The organism is Nocardioides sp. NPDC101246 (assembly GCF_044767415.1).
Taxonomy (GTDB): domain Bacteria; phylum Actinomycetota; class Actinomycetes; order Propionibacteriales; family Nocardioidaceae; genus Nocardioides.
In genome coordinates, this window is record NZ_JBIWNX010000007.1 from 284989 (window position 1) to 308035 (window position 23047).

The 23047-nt window shown below is 68.3% G+C and carries 20 protein-coding genes and 1 tRNA gene; 14 read left to right on the forward strand and 7 right to left on the reverse strand.

What is annotated here, in order from left to right:
- Positions 1-765 precede the first annotated feature (765 nt).
- From ACIRON_RS15555 to der, 6 genes are all read left to right on the forward strand, one after another.
- Complete coding sequence (locus ACIRON_RS15555) at positions 766-1569, forward strand: helix-turn-helix domain-containing protein (RefSeq protein ID WP_402993167.1); 804 nt, start codon at positions 766-768, stop codon at positions 1567-1569.
- On the forward strand, positions 1566-1964 hold the full coding sequence (locus ACIRON_RS15560; protein WP_402993168.1) for a VOC family protein: 399 nt from the start codon (positions 1566-1568) through the stop codon (positions 1962-1964). Before ACIRON_RS15555 ends, ACIRON_RS15560 begins: the two co-directional genes overlap by 4 nt.
- 102 nt (positions 1965-2066) lie before the next feature.
- Positions 2067-3167 carry a prephenate dehydrogenase gene (locus ACIRON_RS15565; RefSeq protein WP_402993169.1) on the forward strand — a complete coding sequence of 367 codons (1101 nt, stop codon included), beginning with the start codon at positions 2067-2069 and terminating at the stop codon, positions 3165-3167.
- Positions 3168-3177: 10 nt separating this feature from the next.
- Entirely contained in the window at positions 3178-3873 is a 696-nt protein-coding gene (cmk, locus tag ACIRON_RS15570) for a (d)CMP kinase (RefSeq protein WP_402993170.1), read from the forward strand.
- Positions 3870-4580 (forward strand): lysophospholipid acyltransferase family protein, encoded by a 711-nt coding sequence (locus tag ACIRON_RS15575; RefSeq protein WP_402993171.1) that lies wholly within the window; start codon positions 3870-3872, stop codon positions 4578-4580. Before cmk ends, ACIRON_RS15575 begins: the two co-directional genes overlap by 4 nt.
- Entirely contained in the window at positions 4573-5961 is a 1389-nt protein-coding gene (gene der / locus ACIRON_RS15580; RefSeq protein WP_091042148.1) for a ribosome biogenesis GTPase Der, read from the forward strand. The genes ACIRON_RS15575 and der overlap by 8 nt, the downstream gene beginning before the upstream one ends.
- A 3-nt stretch (positions 5962-5964) precedes the next feature.
- On the opposite strand, the gene ACIRON_RS15585 is transcribed toward der, so the two are convergent.
- Complete coding sequence (locus tag ACIRON_RS15585; RefSeq protein ID WP_402993172.1) at positions 5965-6984, reverse strand: helix-turn-helix domain-containing protein; 1020 nt, start codon at positions 6982-6984, stop codon at positions 5965-5967.
- 128 nt (positions 6985-7112) lie between these two features.
- Here ACIRON_RS15585 and ACIRON_RS15590 point away from each other — a divergent pair, with 128 nt between their 5' ends.
- The gene (locus ACIRON_RS15590; protein ID WP_402993173.1) at positions 7113-10910 is read left to right on the forward strand and encodes a S8 family peptidase; all 3798 of its coding nucleotides are present in this window, start codon (positions 7113-7115) and stop codon (positions 10908-10910) included.
- A gap of 72 nt (positions 10911-10982) precedes the next feature.
- On the opposite strand, the gene ACIRON_RS15595 is transcribed toward ACIRON_RS15590, so the two are convergent.
- On the reverse strand, positions 10983-11474 hold the full coding sequence (locus ACIRON_RS15595; protein WP_091042141.1) for a MarR family winged helix-turn-helix transcriptional regulator: 492 nt from the start codon (positions 11472-11474) through the stop codon (positions 10983-10985).
- A gap of 115 nt (positions 11475-11589) precedes the next feature.
- Here ACIRON_RS15595 and ACIRON_RS15600 point away from each other — a divergent pair, with 115 nt between their 5' ends.
- Together ACIRON_RS15600 and ACIRON_RS15605 are read left to right on the forward strand one after the other, a co-directional pair.
- Positions 11590-12408, forward strand: a complete 819-nt coding sequence (locus ACIRON_RS15600; RefSeq protein ID WP_402993174.1) for a maleylpyruvate isomerase family mycothiol-dependent enzyme — start codon at positions 11590-11592, stop codon at positions 12406-12408.
- A 25-nt stretch (positions 12409-12433) separates the two neighbouring features.
- A complete protein-coding gene (locus tag ACIRON_RS15605; protein WP_091042136.1) occupies positions 12434-12928 on the forward strand; it encodes a VOC family protein in 495 nt (164 codons plus the stop codon).
- A gap of 47 nt (positions 12929-12975) precedes the next feature.
- Here the strand turns inward: ACIRON_RS15605 and ACIRON_RS15610 are convergent, their stop codons facing one another.
- The 3 genes from ACIRON_RS15610 to ACIRON_RS15620 all read right to left on the reverse strand — a co-directional run bounded on the left by ACIRON_RS15610 (position 12976) and on the right by ACIRON_RS15620 (position 15548).
- Complete coding sequence (locus tag ACIRON_RS15610) at positions 12976-13410, reverse strand: hypothetical protein (protein WP_402993175.1); 435 nt, start codon at positions 13408-13410, stop codon at positions 12976-12978.
- 240 nt (positions 13411-13650) lie between these two features.
- On the reverse strand, positions 13651-15048 hold the full coding sequence (locus tag ACIRON_RS15615) for a GntP family permease (RefSeq protein WP_402993176.1): 1398 nt from the start codon (positions 15046-15048) through the stop codon (positions 13651-13653).
- Positions 15045-15548 carry a gluconokinase gene (locus tag ACIRON_RS15620; RefSeq protein ID WP_402993247.1) on the reverse strand — a complete coding sequence of 168 codons (504 nt, stop codon included), beginning with the start codon at positions 15546-15548 and terminating at the stop codon, positions 15045-15047. The genes ACIRON_RS15615 and ACIRON_RS15620 overlap by 4 nt, the downstream gene beginning before the upstream one ends.
- A gap of 123 nt (positions 15549-15671) precedes the next feature.
- Between ACIRON_RS15620 and ACIRON_RS15625 the strand changes: the two genes are divergently transcribed.
- Positions 15672-16391, forward strand: a complete 720-nt coding sequence (locus ACIRON_RS15625; RefSeq protein WP_402993177.1) for a FadR/GntR family transcriptional regulator — start codon at positions 15672-15674, stop codon at positions 16389-16391.
- Positions 16392-16469: 78 nt separating this feature from the next.
- Positions 16470-16543 (forward strand) — tRNA-Pro (locus ACIRON_RS15630).
- A gap of 151 nt (positions 16544-16694) precedes the next feature.
- On the opposite strand, the gene ACIRON_RS15635 is transcribed toward ACIRON_RS15630, so the two are convergent.
- Positions 16695-17177: a tyrosine-type recombinase/integrase gene (locus tag ACIRON_RS15635; protein WP_402993178.1), complete on the reverse strand. Its 483-nt coding sequence runs from the start codon at positions 17175-17177 to the stop codon at positions 16695-16697.
- A 590-nt stretch (positions 17178-17767) separates the two neighbouring features.
- Positions 17768-18226: a hypothetical protein gene (locus tag ACIRON_RS15640; RefSeq protein WP_402993179.1), complete on the reverse strand. Its 459-nt coding sequence runs from the start codon at positions 18224-18226 to the stop codon at positions 17768-17770.
- 133 nt (positions 18227-18359) lie between these two features.
- Between ACIRON_RS15640 and ACIRON_RS15645 the strand changes: the two genes are divergently transcribed.
- From ACIRON_RS15645 to ACIRON_RS15655, 3 genes are all read left to right on the forward strand, one after another.
- Complete coding sequence (locus ACIRON_RS15645) at positions 18360-19010, forward strand: hypothetical protein (RefSeq protein ID WP_402993180.1); 651 nt, start codon at positions 18360-18362, stop codon at positions 19008-19010.
- A gap of 515 nt (positions 19011-19525) precedes the next feature.
- Complete coding sequence (locus ACIRON_RS15650) at positions 19526-21955, forward strand: AAA family ATPase (RefSeq protein ID WP_402993181.1); 2430 nt, start codon at positions 19526-19528, stop codon at positions 21953-21955.
- Between the two features lie 2 nt (positions 21956-21957).
- On the forward strand, positions 21958-23043 hold the full coding sequence (locus ACIRON_RS15655; protein ID WP_402993182.1) for a 5-methylcytosine-specific restriction endonuclease system specificity protein McrC: 1086 nt from the start codon (positions 21958-21960) through the stop codon (positions 23041-23043).
- Positions 23044-23047: the final 4 nt, after the last annotated feature.

Genomic DNA, 23047 nt, shown 5'->3' on the forward strand with positions numbered 1-23047 from the left:
GTGTCAGCGTCGGGCTGCTGCCGATCGCCAGACCGCACTCGTGCTGGGCATGGGGCTGTGCTGGATGCGGGGCTGTGCTGGGCGCTGAACCGTGCCCCGACTTGGTCGCGCACCGTGTCCGGATGGCTTCCCCACTGTTGATGCTGCCCCACGCGAAGATATGTTCCACACGCTCCGCAGCAGGGGGAACCGACATCGCAGTGGGGGGATTGTCCGCACCCGTGAGAAACCCGGGCACAACGCTGCACCGGCCTTCTGCCCAGCCCACCTCACGCCGCTCGAGCAGTCGCGCCGAGGCACCACAGGCGAAGCCGGCGCTGTTACCAGCCAAGGGGTCTGCCGCCCCGAGCCGCGACACCTTGTGAATCGTTCACAAGGTGTCATCGTCTAGTAAAAGCGCCGAGACTCCACCAACCCCGCCAGGTACATCGAGGCCAGTTCCCAAGCCCGTACCCACCCCACGGAATCCGCGCCAAACCCCGCCGCCGACCCGATAACCAGCCAAAATTCTCGGGCTCGCCCGGTGTCAAGGATCGCCGAAGGCGACCGGCAAAGCCGGCGGCCGCAGGCCGTCCTTGACTCCGGACGAGACCGAGAACACCCTCCATAACGGGTCGGCGGCCATCAACCCAAGAAGCAACGAACACCACGCAACCCCACGACCACCCCGAAAAGGCCAAGACACCGCACAGCGCTATCGCACACCCACCCGCCGCCGGCGATAGTGCATAGGCAACCCGCTGCGACCGTGGCACCATCGAAGACATGACCGTGCCGGGGGTGCTGCGGCCCTATGTCACCTCGCTGGTCACCTACGACGTGGATTTCGGGGCGCCGGGGGTGCATCGGGGGATGCCGTCGACCGAGATCACTTTCGTGCTGCCGGTCGACGAGCCGCTGGTGACTTCCTGGGGGAGTGGAACGGAGCCGGTGACGGCGTGGTCGCTGGTCTCCGGGCTGCACACCCGACCGGCGGCGATCCATCACCATGGCTGCCAGCGGGGCGTACAGCTGGGGCTGACGACTGCCGGGGTGCGGGCGCTGTTCGGGATGCCGGCGGCGGCGTGGCGTGGCGAGCTCCTCGCCCTCGAAGAGGTCGCGGCACCTGGCGGCGTACGTCATCTTCCGGAGCGACTGGCCGAGGCCGATCCGCGGCAGTGGGAGGGGTTGGTCGTCAGTGGTCTGGTCGAGGCGCTGGCGCGCCACGGCGAGCCGGGACCGAGGGCAGAGGTGGGCCGTGCGCTGGCGCTGCTGACCGGGGGAGCGGGGGTGCAGAAGGTGGCTGACGACGTCGGGTACAGCCGTCGGCGGATCAGTGACCTGGTGCGCGCGGAGACCGGGGTGGCGCCGAAGCAGTTCCAGCGGCTGGCGCGCTTCGATCGCTCCCGTGGCCTCGTGGGCCGGATGCCGCTGGCTCGGGCGGCGACTGCCTGCGGCTACGCCGACCAGGCGCACCTGACCCGTGAGTGGCAGGAGTTCGCCGGCTGTACGCCGACGAGCTGGGTGCGCGAGGAGTTCCCATTCGTTCAAGACCTGGCCGAGGAGTCAGCGGTTGACTCGGAAGTATGAGCACTGAGCAGAAGAACGACGTAGCGAAGATCAAGTACTGGCAGTCGATGGCGTTCCAGGACGCCGAGGCGATGATGACGTGGCTGAGCGCGATCGGCTTCGTCGAGCACTCCACCTACCGCGAGGGCGGCATCGTGGTCCACGCGGAGTGGCTCTGGCCCGCCGGGGGAGGGCTGATGTTCGGGCAGGTACGCGAGGACGGCAGCATCAAGTCCACCGGAGGTTCCTCGGCCTACCTGATCGACGACGACCCCGACTCCGTCTTCGACAAGGCGGTCGCCGCCGGCGCCACCGTGGACCGCCCGATGGTCGACCAGGACTACGGCGGTCGCGGCGGCACGGTCACCGATCCGGAGGGCAACTCCTGGTCCTTCGGCAGCTACCAGCCCTCATAACCGCAAGGCGATATCGCACACCTTCGTCGGCTGCCGCGATAGCGCACCACAGGCGCTGAGACGAGGAGGGTCCGGCGGCACCGACCCTTTAGCCTTGGAGGCATGACACAGACCGGGGAAGCAGGGGGAGGGCTGTCGGCTCTGACCGGCCCGGTCGAGATCGTCGGTGTCGGCCTGCTCGGCACCTCGGTCGCGCTCGCCTGCGCCTCCGCCGGGCTCGACGTGCTGCTGAGCGACTCGGTCGCCAGCCACGTACGCACCGCGACCGGCCTCGGCGCCGGCCGCCGCCGCAGGCCCGGCGACTCGCCGCAGCTGGTCGTCGTCGCGGTTCCGCCGGCCCACCTCGGCGAGGTGATCACTCGAGCGCTCGCCGACAGCCCCGACGCCGTCGTGACCGACGTCGGCAGCGTGAAGGCCTCGCCGCTCGCCTACGTCCGCGAGCACGGCCCCCGCGACGTACACCGCTACGTCGGCAGCCACCCGATGGCCGGTAGCGAGCGCTCCGGGCCGCTGGCCGCGACCTCCACCCTGTTCGAGGGCCGCCCCTGGGCGGTGACGCCACACCCCGAGGCCGACCCGACGGCGATCGCGCTCGTCGGCGAGCTCGTCACCGTCTGCGGAGCAGTCCCGCTCACCCTCAGCCCCGAGGACCACGACCAGGCCGTCGCCCGCACCTCGCACGTGCCGCACCTGATGGCCGCCCTGGTCGCCGGCCGGCTGGCGGTCGCTCCGGAGGGGCACCTCGGCCTCAGCGGCCAGGGAGTACGCGACGTGACCCGGGTCGCGGCCGGTGACCCCGGCCTCTACGGCCAGATCGTGGCCGGTAACGCCCGCGCGGTGACCGACCTGCTGACCGAGGTCCGCGCCCAGCTCGACGAGATGATCGCGGCGGTCGGCACCGGTGACGCGGCCGCCCTGGACGTACTGCTCAAAGAAGGTCAGGCCGGGACGCGAGCGATCCCTGGCAAGCACGGCCGGCCGCAGGCCGCGCAGGCGAGCGTCTACGTCACGGTGCCCGACGAGCCCGGCAACCTGGCCCGTCTCTTCGCCGACGCGGGGGAGAGCGGGGTCAACATCGAGGACGTACGCATCGACCACGACCCCGGCCGCCCGGTCGGTGTCATGGAGCTGATCGTGGCCGCCGACGCCGCCGACCGGATGCAGGCGGTTCTGGAGTCCCGGGGTTGGGTCGCTCACCGGTAGGCTCCCGCCCGTGAGCAGCAGCAATCCCACCACTGACCCCGCACGCATCGTCATCGCCGTCGACGGCACCTCCGGCTCCGGGAAGTCGAGCACCTCGCGTGGTGTGGCCGACCGCCTGGGCATGCGCTTCCTGGACACAGGTGCGATGTACCGGGCGATGACCTGGTGGATGCTCAGCAACGACGTCGACGTGCACGACGCCGACGCGGTCGCCGCCGCGGCCGGCAAGCCGGTGATCACCTCCGGCACCGACCCGCTCGGCCCCACGATCGCCCTCGACGGTGCCGACGTCTCCGTCGAGATCCGTGGCGACCAGGTCAACGCGGCCGTCTCCCCGGTCGCCACCGTCCCCGAGGTCCGCGCCCGCCTGGTCGCCCTCCAGAAGCAGGAGATCGAGCAGGCCCTCGCCGCCGGGAACGGCATCGTGGTCGAGGGCCGCGACATCGGCACCGCGGTCTGGCCCGAGGCCGACCTGAAGCTGTACGTCACCGCCGACCCCGCCGCCCGCGCCGCCCGTCGCGCGGCCGAGGAGGGCGGCACCGACGCGGAGGCAGTCCGTGCGTCGCTGGAGAACCGCGACAAGATCGACTCCACCAAGGGCGGTGCGGCCGTGCCGGAAGGCGCCACCCACCTCGACACGACGCCCTACACGCTGGAGGAGGTCATCCAGCAGGTGATCGAGCTGGTGCAGAAGGCGGGGGAGTGAGAGACCTTCCACACACGGATGGGGTCGAGCACCCCACCCGCTGGCCGCTCTACCACCTCAACGTCTACGCCCGGTGGCTGATCCGGCGCCGGTTCGACGTGCGCCTGCACGAGACCGCCAACATCCCGGCGACCGGGCCGGTCGTCTTCGCGTCCAACCACATCGGCGTCATCGACGGCCCGCTGCTGGCGATCTTCACCCCGCGTCCGGTGCACGCGCTGACGAAGCTGGAGATGTTCGAGCACTGGTTCCTCGGGCCGTTTCTGCGTTGGGCCGGCCAGATCCCGCTCTACCGCTTCGGCAGCGACCCGGCGGCGGTGAAGATGGCGCTGCGGGTGCTGCAGGAGGGCAACGCGATGGGGATCTATCCTGAGGGCACCCGTGGTGCCGGCGAGCTGACCCACTTCAACCGTGGCGCCGCCTATCTCGCCCTCGCCTCGGGTGCTCCGGTCGTGCCGGTGACGATGCTCGGCAGCCGCGATCCCGGTGGCGGGGTCTCGTCGCTGCCGCACAAAGGTGCGCGGATCGACATCGTCTATGGCGAGCCTTTCCACGTCGAGCGCGTAGGCTGGCCGCGTACCAGGGAACAAGTCGGGCATGTCTCGGGTTTGCTCCAGAAGCACATGCAGGTCCAACAGGACCATGCCCTGGCGTTGACCGGTCGCGAGCTGCCCGGTCCGCTACCTACCGAGGAGAACAATGACTGACCCCGACGTTTCGTATGAAGACGTACGAGACGAGCTGAACGAGACCGACGAGACCCCGACCGGCCCGCTGCCGGTGCTGGCGGTCGTCGGCCGCCCGAACGTCGGGAAGTCGACCCTGGTCAACCGGATCATCGGCCGCCGCGAGGCGGTCGTCCAAGACGTTCCCGGCGTGACCCGCGACCGCGTCTCCTACGACGCCGACTGGAACGGCAAGGCGTTCACGCTGGTCGACACCGGCGGCTGGGACCCCGACGCCCAGGGTCTGGCCGAGCGGATCGCCGCCCAGGCCGAGATCGCGGTCTCCCTGGCGGACGCCGTCCTCTTCGTGGTCGACGCGACCGTCGGCATCACCGATGCCGACGAGGCCGTCGTACGCATCCTGCGCAAGTCCGGCAAGCCGGTCGTCCTGGCCGCCAACAAGGTCGACGACATGCGCACCGAGGCCGAGGCGGCCGCGCTGTGGAACCTCGGGCTTGGTGAGCCCTGGCCGGTCTCCGCGCTGCACGGCCGCGGCTCGGGCGACATGCTCGACGCGATCCTCGCGGTGCTTCCCGACCCGCCGCCGCTTCCCGAGGGCACCGAGATCGGCGGCCCGCGCCGGATCGCGCTGGTCGGCAAGCCCAACGTGGGCAAGTCGAGCCTGCTGAACAAGCTGGCCAAGGAGGAGCGGGCGGTCGTCGACAACGTCGCCGGCACCACCGTCGACCCGGTCGACGAGCTGATCGAGCTCGGCGGCCGCGAGTGGCGTTTCATCGACACCGCCGGGATCCGCAAGCGGGTCAAGGAGGCCTCGGGCCACGAGTACTACGCCTCCCTGCGCACCACGACCGCGATCGACCGTGCCGAGGTGGCCGTGCTGGTCCTCGACGGCGGCGAGAAGATCTCCGAGCAGGACATCCGGATCCTGCAGACCGTCCGTGAGGCCGGCCGGGCGCTGGTGATCGCGTTCAACAAGTGGGACCTCGTCGACGAGGAGCGCCGCTGGCAGCTCGACCGCGAGATCGAGCGCGAGCTCGTCCAGGTGCAGTGGGCTCCGCGGATCAACGTCACCGCTCGCACCGGCTGGCACGTCGACCGCCTGGTCCCGGCTCTCGACAAGGCCCTCGAGGGCTGGGAGACGCGGATCGGCACCGGCGCGCTCAACTCGTTCCTCGGGCGCCTCGTCGCCGAGCACCCGCACCCGGTCCGGTCCGGCAAGCAGCCGAAGATCCTCTTCGGCACCCAGCCCTCGACCGCGCCGCCGACGTTCGTCCTGTTCACCAGCGGCAAGCTCGAGGCCTCCTACGAGCGCTTCATCGAGCGCCGGCTGCGCGAGGAGTTCGGCTTCGCCGGCACCCCGATCGTGCTCCAGCAGCGGGTCCGGGAGAAGCGCAAGCGCTAGGGCCTAGTCGGAATCAGGGGTGGGCGGCAGCTGGCCGTCCGCCCCTGCCTGCACCCAGCCGTTGTTCGCGGCGTGCCAGCCGAGCTGCATCCGGGTCTCCACACCGGCCAGGTCCAGCAGCGCCCGCACCCTGCGCTGCACGGTGCGAAGCGACGTACCGAGCTGTTTGGCGACGGCCTGGTCGGTGAGCCCGGCGAGCAGCAGCCCGAGGACCTGCGCGTCCTCGTCGTCGACCTGCTGCGCGAGGTCGCCGGTGAGCCCCGAGGTGCCCACCAGCATCGGTGTCGCCTGGTCCCACACGTTCTCGAAGAGTGCGATCAGCGCGTCGAGCAGCGTGCTCTCCCGGACCAGCAGCGCACCGACGACGTCGCCGGAGGAGGTCAACGGCATCAGGGCGAGCCGCCGGTCGACGATGATGAGCTTGAGCGGCACCTGATCGGCGAACCTGACCTCCTCGCCCGCGTCGGTCGCCTCGATCGCCTCGTCGACCGTCACGTCGTGGCTCTCGAGCATGCTGCGCTCCACGACGACGCGATAGAGCACGCCGCGCGCGACGGCCTTGGTCTCGGCCGAGTTCTCCTGGCTGGAGGTCACGATCACGGGCGGGCGTACGAACGCGTCGACACGCTCGCGCGCGCCGAGCTGGACCTGCTCGAACCGGTGCCGGACGGCGTCCTCGCCGTGGATGACGTCGACGACGTCGGTGGGGCCGCGGCCGGCGGCGGCCACCCGGTAGGCCTCGTCGAGCCGGCTGAGCTCGATCTCGGCATGCCGCACCTCGTCCTGCTGCCGGGCGAGCAGGGCGCCGAGCGCGATCGCGGGCGGGGCGGCGGCGAAGCGTCGCTCGTCTCCGGTGATCCGCGCGGCCAGGCCGTACTCCTCGAGCCGGCGCAGCAGCAGATGAGCCTCTCCCGGTGAGGTGCCGAAGGCGCTGAGGGCGGCCGCGAACTCAGCGGCGGTGGCGGAGGGCATGGTGATGAGCTCGCCGTAGGCGAGGGTCTCATCAGGGGTCAGACCGAGCACGTGGCCGAGCATGTCAGTTCTGCGACAGACAGCGGGTGTTCCGGTGCTGACGGAGTCTCGCCATGCCGTAAAACCGCCACCACATCGCTCTTGTCGCGTGTCGCGCCGCATTGACAGGGTCCTTCTCCATGAGACCCCCAACCACCCCCGGCTTGACGGCCGCCACCAAGGCCGTCGCGGCAGCTGCTGCGGCGACGGCGCTGGTCGCGACCATGGCCACCAGCGCGCATGCGACCCCAGGCACCGACCCCTCGCCTGAGGGCCCCCAGACCGACGTCGGCCGCACCACGGCCGGCGCGGCACCACGTACGCCCGCCCTCGACGACGGCAGGACCACGATCACCCTCGTGACCGGCGACGTCGTCGACGTGACCGCGACAGACGACGGCGTCCTGACCCTCGGGTTCGACTCCGCCGCCGGCGCGATCGAGACCCAGCAGGTGGGCGACCACCTCTACGCGATCCCCACCGCGGCCAAGCCCTACCTGGCCGCGAACACCCTCGACCGCCGTCTCTTCGATGTCACCGCCCTCCTGGAGATGCGCTACGACGACGAGACGGTCGAGGCCACTCCGCTGATCCTGGAGCAGGCCTCGACCCGCGCCAAGGCGGCGAAGCTGCCGGGCACGGAACGTACGCTCGACCTGCCCAGCATCGACGCCGACGCCGTCGAGGTGAGCAAGAAGAAGGCGCCCGCGTTCTGGTCGGCGGTGGCCGCGGACAACGGCGCTTCAAAGCGCTCGGCCGGTGCTGCCGGGAAGCTCGGCGGCGGTGTCGAGAAGATCTGGCTCGACGGCAAGGCCGAGACGACCCTGGACCGCAGCACCGCGCAGATCGGTGCGCCCGAGGCGTGGGCCGCGGGTTTCGAGGGCAAGGGCGCCACCGTCGCTGTCCTCGACACCGGCATCGACGCCACCCACCCCGACGTGGCCGACCAGGTCGACGGCGCGCAGTCGTTCGTCCCGGGCGAGGAGGCCACCAGCGACCTGCACGGCCACGGCACCCACGTCGCCTCCACCGTCCTGGGCACCGGCTCCGCCAGCGAGGGTCTCTACAAGGGCGTCGCCCAGGGCGCCGACCTGCTGGTCGGCAAGGTGCTCGACAACCAGGGCTACGGCCAGGACTCCTGGATCATCGCGGGCATGGAGTGGGGCGCGGCGAACGCCGACATCGTCTCGATGAGCCTCGGTGACTCCAGCCTCAACGACGGCACCGACCCGATGGCGCAGGCGCTCAACGCGCTGAGCGAGGAGACCGGTGCGCTCTTCGTCGTCGCGGCCGGCAACAGCTACGCCGAGGGCTCGCTCGGCAGCCCCGGCACCGCGGACGCCGCCCTCACCGTCGGCGCGGTCGACGACGAGGACGTACGCGCCGACTTCTCCAGCTACGGCCCGCGGGTCGGCGACCACGCGATCAAGCCCGACCTGACCGCGCCCGGCGTCGGCATCGTCGCCGCCCGCTCCCAGCAGTCGTCCGGCGAGGGCTGGTACGTCTCGATGAACGGCACCTCGATGGCCACCCCGCACGTCGCGGGCGCCGCGGCGATCGTCAAGGGCGCCCACCCCGACCTCACCGGCGCCGAGCTCAAGAACGCGCTGGTCTCCTCGGCCGCGGACATCGACGCCCCGGCGTACGAGGTCGGCACCGGCCGTCTCGACGTACCCGCCGCGCTCGACGGCGTGGACGGCTCCGGTGACGGGTTCCTCGGCTTCTACGGCTGGCCGCACGACGGTGACGAGCCCGCCAACGGCACCGTCACCTACACCAACTCGACCGAGGCCGACGTCACGCTCGCGCTGAGCACCGACGTCACCGGGCCGGACGGCAAGCCGAGCGACCTGGTCTCGCTGTCCGCCGACCACGTCGTGGTCCCGGCCGGCGGCAGCGCCGAGGTCACCATCACGGCTGACGCCGACGACGCGACGCTCGCCGGCAAGTACAGCGGCGCCGTCGTCGCCACCGACGCCTCCGGCGAGATCACCGTGCGCACCGCAACCGCGCTGGTCAAGGAGGAGGAGCGCTACGGCCTCGACATCACCGCGCTCGACCGGTCCGGCGAGCCCGCCAGCGGGTACGTCGACTTCTACCGCTACGGCGACCAGTTCGTCAGCAGCCTGCCGATCGACCCGGCCACCGGCACGGTGCCGACCCAGCGCCTGCAGCCCGGCATCTACTCGGCCACGGCGTTCCTCGACGTCGCCGGCTCCGCAGGGCCCGGATCGACCGGTATCGCGCTGGTCGGCGACCCGCAGGTCGTGGTCAGCGACAAGGACCAGTCCCTCGTGCTCGACGCACGCGACGCCGACGAGCTCACCCTGAAGACGCCCAAGGACAGCGACGTCGCCTACCGCCGGTTCCAGTTCTTCAACGACTCCGGCATCGGCGGGCTCTACGCGACCTTCGGCGCCACCTACGCGATCCCGGTCGCCGTCGACTCGTTCTACGCCGAGACCACCGGCCCCGTCGACAGCGCCGAGTTCGACTTCGCCGTACGCTGGCGGGCCACCGAGCCGGCACTCGACGTGACGGCGCGCAGCCCGCGCCCGATCGCGTTCGACCCGACCTACCAGCTCGGCTCGGCCAGGCTCGACGGCCGGGTCTCGCTGCGGGCCGTCGCGGCCGGCAAGGGCACCTCCGCCGACTACGAGGACCTCGACGCCAAGGGACGCGCCGTGCTCGTGACCAGGGACGACGCCGTCACCGCCGAGGAGCGGGAGGCTGCCGCCCAGGCTGCCGGTGCCGCTCTGCTCGTGGTCGTCAACGACCGTCCGGGCCCGCTGGTCGACTTCGTCACCCAGGACGCGCTGTCCGTCGTCTCGCTGCGGTCGACCGCGGGTGAGAAGCTCGTGGCCGCCGCCAAGAAGGGCAAGGTGACCCTCGAGGGCAAGGCCGTGGAGTTCCCGAGCTACCTCTACGACGTCTCCAAGAGCTGGCCCGGCGAGATCCCGGCCGAGCTGGCCCTGGCCCCGACCAGCCGACAGCTCGCCACCGTGGAGAGCCGCTACAACGACACCCAGGATCGGCTCGCCGTCGACGACCGAGCCGACTGCCGCGACTACCAGTGGCCGCCGTGCCTCAGCGTTCGCGCGTGGCAGCCCACGGCGACCGACCGGACCGACTACGTCTCCACCTACGACGGCGTCACCTGGTACGAGAACGTCGAGCACGAGAGCACCTGGGAGCAGCGGGGAGTGCGCCAGGCGTACAAGCCGCGCAGCACCACGGTGCGCAACTGGTTCGCTCCGGTGACGGCGCCTCGCACGGGCGACGGCTACTGGGGTCCGCGACACAGCGGTGACTGGTTCGCGGTCAACGTCGCCAACTCCAGCGGTCCGGCCGGCCTCACCGGTGGGTTCCCCTGGGGCGAGACCCCGGTGACGGCCCGCCTCTTCCAGGGCGACACCCTGGTCCGGGAGAACATCGGTCAGGCGGTCCAGGCCGCGGTCCCCGTTGCCGAGGGCCCGCAGACGTACCGGTTCGAGATCGACACCGACGCGGCCGGCGACGCCCACCGCTACTCGACCAGCACCCGTACGTCCTGGACGTTCGTGGCCGACCAGGCTGACCCGGTCCCCGACGGTGAGGCCGGTACGCCGCTGCCGCTGCTCCAGCTCGACTACGACGTGGACACGGCGCTGGACGGCACGGTCCGTGCCGGCTCCGAGGTCCCGTTCGCGGTGGTGCCCTACACGGTGCCCGGCGCCGAGCGCGCCGGCGCGGTGAAGGCGGCGACGCTGGAGGTCAGCTACGACGGTGGTTCGACCTGGACCGCGGTGAAGCTGCGCAAGGACGGTGACCGCTGGGAGACACGCCTGCGCATCCCCGCGCGTGGCGCCGACCTGGTCTCGCTGCGGGCGACCGCCCGCGACGACGCCGGCAACGCGGTGACCCAGAAGGTCGTCTCGGCCTTCGGAGTCAAGCGCTAGCAGCGCAACGAACAGGCCCGCAGGTCACCGATGGTGACCTGCGGGCCTCGTTCCACGTCGTGAGCCGTTGGGCTAGGCGGCGGAGCCGTCCGTGGCGGCCCGGGCCGGCCTGACCTCGAGGCGCTCGAGCACGCCCTCGTAGAGCTTGGTCAGGGCGGCGACCTCCTCGGCGGTGAAGGCGTCGAACATGACCTGGCGGATCAGCGTCACGTGCTCAGGAGCGGCGGCCTCGATGGCCTCGAGCCCGGCCGGGGTGAGGTCGACGAAGGCACCACGCCGGTCATCGAGGCACTCGCGGCGCTCGACCAGGCCGCGCGCGGCCATCCGCATCACCTGGCGTGAGAGCCGGCTCTTCTCCCACTGCAGCTTGTCGCCGAGCTCGTACATCCGCAGCGAGCGGTCCGGGACGTCGGTCAGGTTGACCAGGACGTCGTAGTCGGCGAGGGAGAGACCGTTCTTGGCCTGGAGGTCGCGGTTCATCCGCGAGGTGAGCTGTGCGTTGACGGCGAGCCAGGCACGCCACGCGACCTGCTCGTCGTTACTGAGCCACTTGACCTCATCCATGAGGTACACCTTACCGAGTCGGATTCGGTGCTTTCAGCACCACCGCCCGCGAAAGACAACTGTTGACGCAGAAACTAGACTGGTCGCAGAGCCGCGGCCAGAGAGGATCCCACTGATGAGCACGTGGAACTTCATGGATGCATCCAGCAAGGAGACCCTGCTGGACCTCGTCCGCCGCGAGGCGGAAGGCATGTTCGCGCTCGTCGCCACCGACGAGGCCTGGGGCGGCCCGACCGCCGCGGGGGAGTGGACCGCCGCGAACGTCGTCGGCCACCTGGTCGACACCACCGAGACCTACTTCGTCGGCTTCGACGCCGCCGCCGGCAAGGGCGAGGGCCCCGCCCCGGTGCCGCTCACCGACATGGCCGTCCATGTCGACGCGGGCGCCCGCCAGTTCGAGGCGGTTCCGCGTGTCGAGCTGATCGAGCGGCTGCGTACGGCACTGGCCCGGGAGCTGGAGATCTTCGAGGGTCTCGGCGCCGAGGAGTGGTCGGGCCTCGCGGTCCCGCACAAGTACATGGGCCCGCTTCCGGCGGCGTTCTACCCGGTCTTCGCGCTGGTCGACTACACGCTCCACAGCTGGGACATCCGCGAGGGACTCGGCAGGCCGCACGCGCTGGCCGCCGACTCCGCGGACATGCTGATCCCGCTGTGCAACATCTTGTGGGCCAACACCGTCGCGCGTACGCCCGCGGAGAAGCCGATCGAGGTCGGCATCAACATCACCTCCGGCGCCCACGCCGGAGGCACCAGGATGACGCTCGGCGCCGAGGGCCTCCAGCAGGAGCCCGGCTCGCTCGAGGGCGTGGAGACCGTCATCGACTTCGACCCGGCCAGCTTCGTGCTGACCGCCTACGGCCGGATCAACGCCGGCACCGTCAACGGCGACACAGCTGTCGCCGCCGAGTTCCTGTCGAGCTTCTACAGGATCTGAAGAGTCATGGCATGAGGAGAGCACGATGAGCATCGACATGGACTTCATCACGAAGGACCGTGAGCGGATCAAGAAGGAGTACCTCCGCGAGGAGGGCGCCCGCCCGGCCAGCACGGCCCGCGGCATCCACCACGCCGCGCTGCTCTCCTCGGACGTACGCAGGTCGATCGACTTCTACCAGGGGCTCCTGGAGTTCCCGCTGACCGAGATCTTCGAGAACCGCGACTACGCCGGCTCCGACCACTTCTTCTTCGACGTCGGGGCAGGCAACCTGCTGGCCTTCTTCACGCTCCCGGGGCTCGACCTGGGCCCGTACGCCGAGGTGCTCGGCGGGCTGCACCACATCGCGATCTCGGTGACCTCCGAGAAGTGGGACTACCTGCGTGCCAAGCTCGACGACGCGGAGGTCGACTACATGATCGAGTCGAAGACCTCGATCTACTTCAAGGGGCCCGACGGCGAGCGGCTCGAGCTCCTCGCCGACCCGCTGGGGGAGATGTACGGCACCAAGGTGCTCTGAGATCCAAGGCTCGACCGGGACGGGTCCTCTGCCCGTCCCGGCCGAGTTCAGGGACGGTCGAACGGGTCCTCGGGGACCTCGAGCTCGAGCTGCTCGGCGTAGACCTGCTCCTCGGCCCGCCGGTCGGCCAGCCACGCCGTCAACGCCACGACGACCAGCTGCGAGCGGGACTCCGCGGCCATCTCGTGGACCATGGCGTCCAGCACGTCGACGTTCGTCGCCAGCAGGCGCAGGGGCATCGTGACGTACGGGTCCTCGAGCCGTTTCGGCTGTGGGACGGTGCGCATGAAGGTGCCGTCGGAGACGGGCCTGGTCTTCTCGCGCAGCGCCGCCTGGTGGGCACGGAGGAGGACCGGGAGCCGGGGGCGGGTCGCTGCGACGGCGTCGAGCATGACGTCGACCAGCGAGCGCGGGACCTCCTGGCTGTAGGTCTTCCACTGCGCGGCCAGGGATGCCGGTACGGAGAGGCTGATCGCCTGCACCGGCATCCCTTGGCGCCGCCCGGCGCCCTCCCGCTTCGATTTCGTGCGATGGGCCGGGGTGCCCTTGCGCGAGATCGGGTCGAGCTTGACGGCTGGTGCTGTCTCGGTGGGTGCTGTCTCGGATGGGGCTGTGTTGGATTCAAGGGGGAAGTCCGACACGGTGAGCTCCTGTGGTGGGTGTGATCCATGTGTCAGGAGTGATTCTGTCGGACAGCACCGACAGTTTCGTCAGGGCGGGTGTCAGATCACCATGCTCAGCGCCAGCACGAACACCAGACCGGAGACCGAGAGCACCGTCTCCATCAGCGACCAGGACTTGATCGTCTGGACGACGTCGAGGCCGAAGTACTCCTTGACCAGCCAGAACCCGGCGTCGTTGACGTGGGAGAAGAACACCGAGCCGGCGCCGACCGCGAGCACGACGAGCGAGACCTCGGCGGTGGGCATGTTGGCGACGAGGTCGACCACCAGGGACGAGGCCGTGATCGTGGCGACGGTCGCGGAGCCGGTGGCGAGGCGGATGAGGACCGCGAGCACCCATGCAAGCAGGATCGCGGACACGCCCGAGCCCTGGGCCCATCCGGCGAGCTGGGTGCCGATGCCGGTGTCGATCAGCGACTGCTTGAAGCCACCGCCAGCCGCCACGATGAGCAGGATGCCCGCGATCGGCGGCAGGGACTGCTCGACGGTCTTGGCGATCTGGCGGCGGTCCATCCCGGACCCGCGGCCGAGCGTGAACATGGCGACGATGACCGCGATGGTCAGCGCGACGAGCGGGGATCCGATCACGTCGAAGACCTGCTGGAGCTGGTTCTCGGGGTCGTTGATGACGATGTCGACGATCGCCTTGGCGAGCATCAGCACGAGCGGCAGCAGGACGCTGAACAGGGTGACGCCGAAGGTGGGGCGGCGGATGTCGGTGGCGGTGGCGGCACCCGGGCCGCCCACCGGAGTGGCGTCGTAGGTGTGCGGAGCCTCGACGACGACCCAGCGGCCCGCGAGCTTGCCGAACAGCGGGCCGCTGACCACGATGACCGGGATCGCGACCAGTACGCCGAGCGCGAGCGTCGTGCCGAGGTCGGCGTTGAGCGCGCCGATCGCGGCCAACGGACCCGGGTGCGGCGGCACCAGGCCGTGCATCGCCGAGAGGCCGGCGAGGGTCGGGATGCCGACGGTGATCAGCGAGACCTGCGCGCGGCGGGCGACCAGGTAGATCACCGGCATGAGCAGCACGAGGCCGATCTCGAAGAACATCGGCAGGCCGATGATCGCGCCGACGAGCGCCATCGCCCACGGCAGCGTACGCACCGAGGACCTGCCCACGATCGTGTCGACGATCTGGTCGGCACCGCCGGAGTCGGCGAGGAGCTTGGCGAACATCGCGCCCAGCGCGATCAGCAGGCCGACGCTGGTCGCGGTCGCGCCGAAGCCTTCGCCGAAGGAGGTGATCACGTCCATCACGTTGCGCCCCGCCAGCACGCCGACCGCGACGCCGCCGAGCAGGAGCGCGAGGAACGGGTGCAGCTTGACGTAGGTGATGAGGACGACGATCAGAGCGATCGAGGCCAGTGCGGCGGCGAGGAGTACGCCGCCGGAGGCGACCGGTGCGACCGGCTCTGGCGCGGCGAAGAGGATCATGCCGACTCCTTGGAGATCAGGTTGGGGGTGAGGTTCTCGGTGATGAGGTAGCGGTCGACGATCGCGTCGATGTCCTGGTCGATGTCGACGGTCGTGCCCTGCTCGTCGGGAGCGAGGGGCTCGAGGGTCGCGAACTGCGAGCGCAGCAGCGATGGCGGCATGAAATGACCCGCGCGGGCGGCGAGGCGTGCCTCGACCACCTCCGGGGTGCCGCTGAGGTGGAGCAGTCGGAGCCCGCGGGCGCGGCTGTGGAGCAGATCGCGGTAGCTGCGCTTGAGCGCCGAGCAGCTCAGCACCGCACCGGTCTGCTCGTGCTCGGCGAGCCAGCCACCGAGCGTCTCCAGCCAGGGTTGCCGGTCGTGATCGTCCAGCGCACGGCCCGAGGCCATCTTGGCGATGTTCTCCGGCGGGTGGAAGTCGTCGGCGTCGGCGAAGGGGACCCGGAGGCGCTGGGCGATCGCAGCGCCGACGGTGGACTTGCCGGAGCCGGAGACTCCCATGACGACGAGGAGAGGGTTCTGTGTCACGGGTCACAGGGTGCATGAAAAGGCATCCGTTTGGCAAGGCGGCGTGTGATAACGGATTCTGATTACACAGCGCTCGGACTGTGCGAGCATGCCGCTGTGACGAGTTCGAGCGGTGAGGCCGTACATCGACTGCACCAAAGTGTTCGCGACGCGCTCGGTCGCCAGATCGTCTCGGCGGAGCTGCCGACCGGAGCCGTCCTGACGTTGGAAGGCATCCAGGCGACGTACGAGGTGTCGCGCCCGGTGGCACGGGAGGCGGTGCGCGTGCTCCAGGCCATGGGCCTGGTCGCGACCCGGCGACGTGTCGGCATCACCGTCCTCCCGCGGCAGGAGTGGAACGTCTTCGACCCGCTCGTCATCCGCTGGCGCCTCGACGGTGACGGCCGGCGCGAGCAGCTGCTGTCACTCTCCGAGCTGCGCCGCGGGTTCGAGCCGATCGCCGCCCGGCTCGCCGCCGAACGCGCCGAGCCGAAGCACCACGGCGACCTCGCCCGATCCGTGGCCGACATGGTCGTCCACGCCGCCTCCGGTGACCTGGAGGCCTATCTGGAGGCCGACACCGTTTTCCACCGCGTGCTCCTCAATGCCTGCGGCAACGACATGCTCGCCGCGTTCGGCGATCTCGTCGCCGAGCTCCTCGCCGGACGTACGCACCACCACCTGATGCCCGATACGCCGAACCCGACCGCCATCGAGCTGCACGAGAAGGTGGCTCTCGCGGTACGCAACGGCGACCCGGCAGCCGCGGAGGAAGCCATGCGCGCCATCATCGACGAGGCCGCCGACGCCCTCGCCTCCGCCGACGACCCGCCGTAGGGAGCACCGATTGGAGGGCTTGCGGCGCTGTGCGGTAATGTTCGGATCGCTTCGAGGGGAGTCATCCACTCGCAGTTTCGGGCTGTGGCGCAGCTTGGTAGCGCACTTGACTGGGGGTCAAGGGGCCGCAGGTTCAAATCCTGTCAGCCCGACCGAAACAATCAGATCGCCCCTGACCTGTTCACGCAGGTCAGGGGCGATCTTGCGCCTGTCTGCGAGGTTGACCACGTTCCCGGTCGTCTGGGTCGTGGGCCCATTTCGGGCCCACCAGGTCGAAAACGCGTCTCCAACGGCGGCCAAAGCCTAGTGATCGGGGTGCAGGTAACGCTGAGTGACGGCGGGGTCTGCGTGGCCTGCGACACGCTGCAACATATCCAGCGGAACTTCGCTGTCTGCCATCCATGTCAGGGCCGTGTGTCGCAGGGCGTGGCGGTCGAGGCCCGCGAGGCCGAGCTTCTTGACCACGGAGTCCCAGCCGGTTGCCCGGCACAGCGAGGCGCTCGTGATCACCCCGCCTCGGGGTCGCACGATGAGACGCGCCTCGGGGTCGCGGCCCTCGGTCAGTCGTGCGAGTTCTGGCAGCAGTTGTTCGATGATCGGCACTGGCCGCTTCCGGCGTCCGTTGGTCTCCTTTGTGACGAGGCCACCGCTTCCGGGGTAGGTCTGGCGCTTTACCCAGATCAGCCCGTCGTCGTATTGGATATCCGCCACCGTGAGGCCGGCGCTCGATACATCGAGCGCCGACCGAGCGCCGCGTACGTCACGCGCTTGAAGTTGCCCGAGCACTAAGCACAGCGAATCGCCTCGAGGAGGCACTTGCCGAGGTCCTACAGGCCGAGCGGCTGGCCCCGGAGCAAGTCCGGTACTACTTCCTTAGCCGCCACTTGGTGCAGACCTGGGTCCGGACCCAGAAGGGCAAGCCGAGCCACCAACTGAGGGCCACGCGGACCGACTCCGCGTGGCCTGAGTGATGGCGACTACCTCGAACACGGCGAGGCCACCCACACGGCTGACTTGGACTGGTGGACGACGGAGGACGTAGCGAAGCATCTCAACGTCGCGGCCTCCACCATTCGTGCATATGCAGCCCGTGGCCAGATGCCCAGACCCGGGAAGCATGTGGGTCGCACGGCGCTTTGGCGTCCAGAGGCCATCGGATCATGGAACGCAGATCGCTCTCGCAAGCGGATGTAGCAAGCGCCGCGCTGTAGACCCCTAGTGCAATGCGTCGAATTACTTCGTATCCGGCTTCGGCGTCCGGGGAGGCTCGCCCGGTCGGTCGTTGCGACGTTCAGGAGGGCGGACGGTCGGTGGCAGTTTCGGCCGAGGTCTGGGTGGGGGCGGAGGCGGTGGCTTGGGCGTTGAGTTGGACATAGTTATCTCCCTCTCAGATCGAGTAGAAGCGTGAAGACTTCGATCACGAAGACAGATGCCGCGATCGTGTAGAGCTGGGCGAGACGGTCGAGGACCTTTTTGTTGTCGTCGTACTGGGTTCCCATCTGCTCAGCTAGATGCGCGACGGCATCGTCTTCCTCTGCGTCGGGCACGTCGATGGCGGTGATTATTGCCTTTGGGTCATGCGTGAACGTCACCTTGCGGGGTGCAAGGACCCAAACCGACAGGAGAGCCAGGGCAACGAAACTGAGAATCGCGGCATAGGTTGTGCACCTCAGTTCGCCGCCGCTACGGATCGCAAGTCCACCTAGAACGCTGACCAAGGTGCCGCCGATGCCAAGTAGCGACGTGGTTCGCGTTCGGAGGTTCGCAAAGTCAGTGGCCTGCCGATCGAGCCCACGTCGCGCTTCCTCAAGCGCTAGCGCGTACTTTCCTGTCACAGGGCCGGATTGTGCCGACCCAAGCCGCGGTTACTAGGACAACACGTCAGGGAGGGCATGACATACCTAGTCTGGTGTACGACCCGACTGGTTACGCTCGGCCGTCGCTGCGTTAGAACCCATCATCGCCCGCATGGATCAGATCGATCAGACCGGCCCCTCGCTAGACCTCTTGGCAGCGCTCGAAGATGACATCTTCTCCAACGTGGAGCTGGCGAGCACGCTCCGGAAGTGTGTGATTCTCGGCGGCCGAGCTGGATCGACCGACTTGAGGGATTGGGCGACCAGCGAACTGACGGGCTACGAAAATGACGATGAAGCGCCGGACTGTCGTCGTGCAGCGGCGCCGATCATGATCGATGCAACGATTGGAAACGGGTACGTCAAAGGCCAGGTGATCAGCGCCAACATCCTTCCTGAACCTGCGCGTGAGTTTTTCAGCGCAGGTCCGATCTTTCTTGACGGCATCGCGGCCATAGAGGCGATGGTTGAGGAGACCAGGGGCCAGAAGTCCTACCGGATGTCGCACGCCGGTGCGATGGACATCTGCGCTCAGCTTGACAAGGAATCTGGAAACCCGTTCCAGCAGATAACCGGTCTCTACTGGTCGATCTCGCATTCGTCGCTCGTTGGGATCGTTGATGCCGTTCGAACGCGCTTGGCTCAGATCGTTGCTGAAATGCGGACTCACACGCCGGTTGGGCAGCCAACGCCAACTGCTGAAGTTGCCAGCGATGCCGTTCGTCGCATCATCGCTATGAGTGCGCGTACCTCGCGCGGATGATAGGTCGTTGTCGGAGTGGTGATGCACCGGGTTGCCGCTGATTCGGACTAGACGGCGGCACAGCGCGGCGTGATCCGCCGGATATGTGCTGGCAACCCGGCCAACTGAGCCATGGGCCCAACGCTGCGCAAAATGGTCCATCCTTACAGGCGATGAGGTCACTCTCTGCACGCGATGTACGCCTATGCGGCGCAGTCTTCCCCACACACACGATCTGAGGGTCAAGGGGCCGCAGGTTCAAATCCCTTCAGCCCGATCGAAACAAACTGCCTTTGACCTAGGTAAACCGGTCAGAGCCAGTTTCATTGTCGGCTGTCGGTCAGCTTCTGCAGCCCCCTCACGGGTTTCAAGGGCAACCTCACCACCGAGCCGTCGGACGCCTCCGGCGAGTGCAAGAGATCTCGGTGTCTCCGCGAGTGCATGGGGCGTGTGGGACTTGGGCGGCAGTGACGCGCCCGAGCTGTCGGCCGGGTTTAGCATCGTCGCTGGTCGTCGGGGTCGTAGCATGCGTAAGCATGGCTGTCGATGTGGCGTATCCCGAGCTGGTGTGGCTGAAGGATCCGATCGATCCGATGACCGGAAAACCGACCGGGCGAGCGCCGAGCCGACGCCACAAGGCGAAGTGCTCGCACTTTGTAACCGACGACGCTGGAAACTTGCTCGGTCCGCCGCCGTATCGGGCGAGCGAGACGCAGATGAGGATTCTTCCGGCCTGCAAGACATGTGCGTCGGTGCTCAGCGGCCCGCGGGAGACGTACGTGATGTGGGGCATTCACAACGATCAACCCGACATCGACCCTGTCGCAGACAAAGCGGTGCGGATCGGGTGGGATGAGGCTGGCGACCTATCGACGGTTGCTTCGACCCGGGACGGCTTCAAGGAGCTCCTCGCCGTGACGATGCCTGAGATCGAGCAGGGCGCGATCGCGGGTGCCGCAGGAACGCTCTACAGGTTCGTCCATGAGATCAAGGTAGGCGACATCATTGTGTGCCCCAACCGATCGAAGCGGACGCTGAACATCGGACGCGTCACCGGTGAATACGAGTTTCACCCGAACCAGCGGCTCTATCGACAGTGGCGCCCGGTCGAGTGGCTGCAGGTCGATGTGGCGCGCGACGAGTTGTCCACAGCAGCCCAGAACGAGATCAGCTCGTTGATCACCTTGTTCAAGATCGTCACCGGTCGCGAGGAGATCGAACAGCTGACCGCTCAGCCTCCGACGTCCGAGGCCGACTTCACGTGGACCGCCTTCTACGCGGAGCTGGCGGATCGGATCCTTGCCTACGGCGCCGACCGGGAGGCGCTCTTGGAGAAGGTCTGGACTGCCGCCGAAAAGTCGGGCGTCCCGCACCTCTTCAAGTATCTCAAGGGCGACCGCCGGGTCGACCGCAGCTACGGCCCGCTACGGGACGTCGACCCGTTCACGGTGATGGCCAGCTTCAACCGAGGGATCAAGACTGATGCCCGCGCGGCGATCGCGGCGGCATTCGCTACCGAGTTCGGGGTGAGCGCCGAGCCGCCGACTCAGTTCTCTGGGATACCCACGGCTAACAACCTGAAGTCGTGGTTCATCCGCTTCGAAGTGGACCGCGGTGCCAACGACGTCGACGCGCTGTGGCATCTGGTGTCGTCGGCCGTCGACTACGCCAAGGGAGCCAACGAATCGACACGGGAGAACCTGGTGAGCGCGTTCGACGAATGCGCGACGGGTAACACCAGGCTCCTGACCATGGGTATCTACTGGATTCGCCCTCAGACCTTCGCCGCGTACGACTCGGTCAACGCCGGATACATCAAGAGCGAGCTCCCGAAGCTCGCCGAGAGCCTGACTCTCGGTGCCAAGATCTCGGGTGAACAGTTTCTCTCGAACACCGAAGTCCTTCAGTCGTGGCTGGCGTCAGGTGAGTCGGAGTTCGAGGACGTCTGGGACCTCTCCCACGCGGCATTCCTGCACGCGGCCGGTGGCTCCGACACGATGTCGGCCGACGAGCCAACGCCGACGGAGGGCGCGCCCCTGCCCGGGCAGGCCGACGTCACGGAGGTGGGCGAACCGTATGATCTGGGATCGGTTCGGGAGGACGGATGCTTCCTGCCTGAGGACGAGTTGCGCCCGATGCTCGAGCGACTCAAGTCCAAGAAGAATCTCGTGCTCCAAGGCCCTCCTGGCACCGGCAAGACTTGGCTGGCACGCCGGCTCGGTTGGGCGCTGTGTGAGGAGCGTGATCCACGGCGCGTACAGATCCTTCAGTTCCACCCGTCGCTCGCCTACGAGGACTTCGTCCGCGGCTGGCGACCGTCCACTAGTAGGACCGGCGGCGGGTTGAGCCTAGAGGATGGGCCGTTCATCCAGATGTGCCATCAGGCGGCGGCTGACCCCGAACACGCCTGGGTGCTCGTCATCGAAGAGATCAACCGAGGCAACCCCGCCCAGGTTCTTGGTGAGCTGCTGACCCTCATCGAGGCCGACAAGCGCAGCGAGAGCGCCGCGATGCGGCTGGCCTATCCGCGCACTCCTGACGAACGCTTCTTCGTCCCGTCCAACCTCCACATCATCGGCACCATGAACGTCGCGGACCGGTCACTCGCCATCGTCGACATGGCGCTGCGACGCCGGTTCGCGTTCATCGAGCTCCGGCCTCGGCTCGGTTCGGACTGGGTCGAATACGTCAGTCAGCTCGGCTACGACCCGAAGCTGCTCGAGGTCTACGGACAGCGAGTCGACGCACTCAACGAGCAGATCTCCTCGGACGCCGCTCTCGGGCGCCACTATTGCGTCGGCCACTCGTACTTCACGCCAGCCGTGGAACTCGAAGCCACCGAACTCGACACCAAGGGCTGGTGGGAGCGAGTCGTCGAGACCGATGTACGTCCATTGCTCGAGGAGTACTGGTTCGACCGCAGGCACCTCGCTGAGGAGGCGTACGGCCTCCTCGTCGGAGCGTGAGCATGCCGATCCCGATCCGCAACCTCTGGCTGCTTCAGTTCTTCGCCTCGGAACTGTTTCGTACGAACGGGTACGGGCAAGTTGCCGCCGAGGAGGCGCCGGCCGATCTTCCACAGCTTGTCGGGAAGATCTTGGCGGATGAGGTGACACGCCGCTTCCACCGAGGACTGTCGGTCGGGTTCAGGGCAGTCACCCGCAACGAGAGGCGAGTGAAGGGCAGGATCAACCAGCTGACCACCGAGCGTCACCAACTGCTCAACAAGGGCCAGGTGAACTGCACTTACGACGAGATCGTCACCGACATCCCGTCCAACCGGCTTATCAGGGAAGCCCTCGAGCGCGCCGCCGTGCTGGCGCCTGACGATCCTCGATTCCGATCACTCGCGCTTCAGATGCGAGCGGCTGGCGTACATGGCCCGTGCCCGCGTCTCGCGGAGGTGCCCCACATGCGGCAACAGCGACTCCTTCAGCAGGACCGGACGATGCTCGCCGCCGCGGAGCTCTTGCTCACCTTCATGATCCCGACAACCGACGACGGAGGCCGACACCTGCCGCTGCCGGCGGACGAGGACACCTACCTGCGGCGTCTCTTCGAGGCCGCAGCGTACGGCATCTATCGCCATCACCTCGTTCCTGACGGGTGGAAGGTCAAACACGGGCCGGGCCAGCGATGGGATTATTCCGAACTCTCGCCAGGGATGGGCGCCGTGTTGCCCAGCATGTATCTCGACATCGTCCTGGAGCATGCGAATCCCGATGGATTCGGGCGCCGCCGGATCGTGATCGACACCAAGTTCACGTCGGTGACGAAGGCCCACCACTACAAGACTTCGACCATCCAAAGCGGATACCTCTACCAGATCTACGCCTACCTGATGTCGCAGGCTGCTTCCGAGGTTGACCGTCCGTCCGAGGGCCTGATGCTGCACCCTGTCGTTGATGGGCACTTCGACGAAGAGGTCGTCATCCAAGGTCGACGCATCAGATTCGCGACAGTCGACCTGACGGCCAGCGGACAGCGAATCGCTGATGGCTTTCGTGCTGCGGTGTCCCCGAAGCTCCTGCCGGGACAAGACAGCCAAGGTTGAGGTG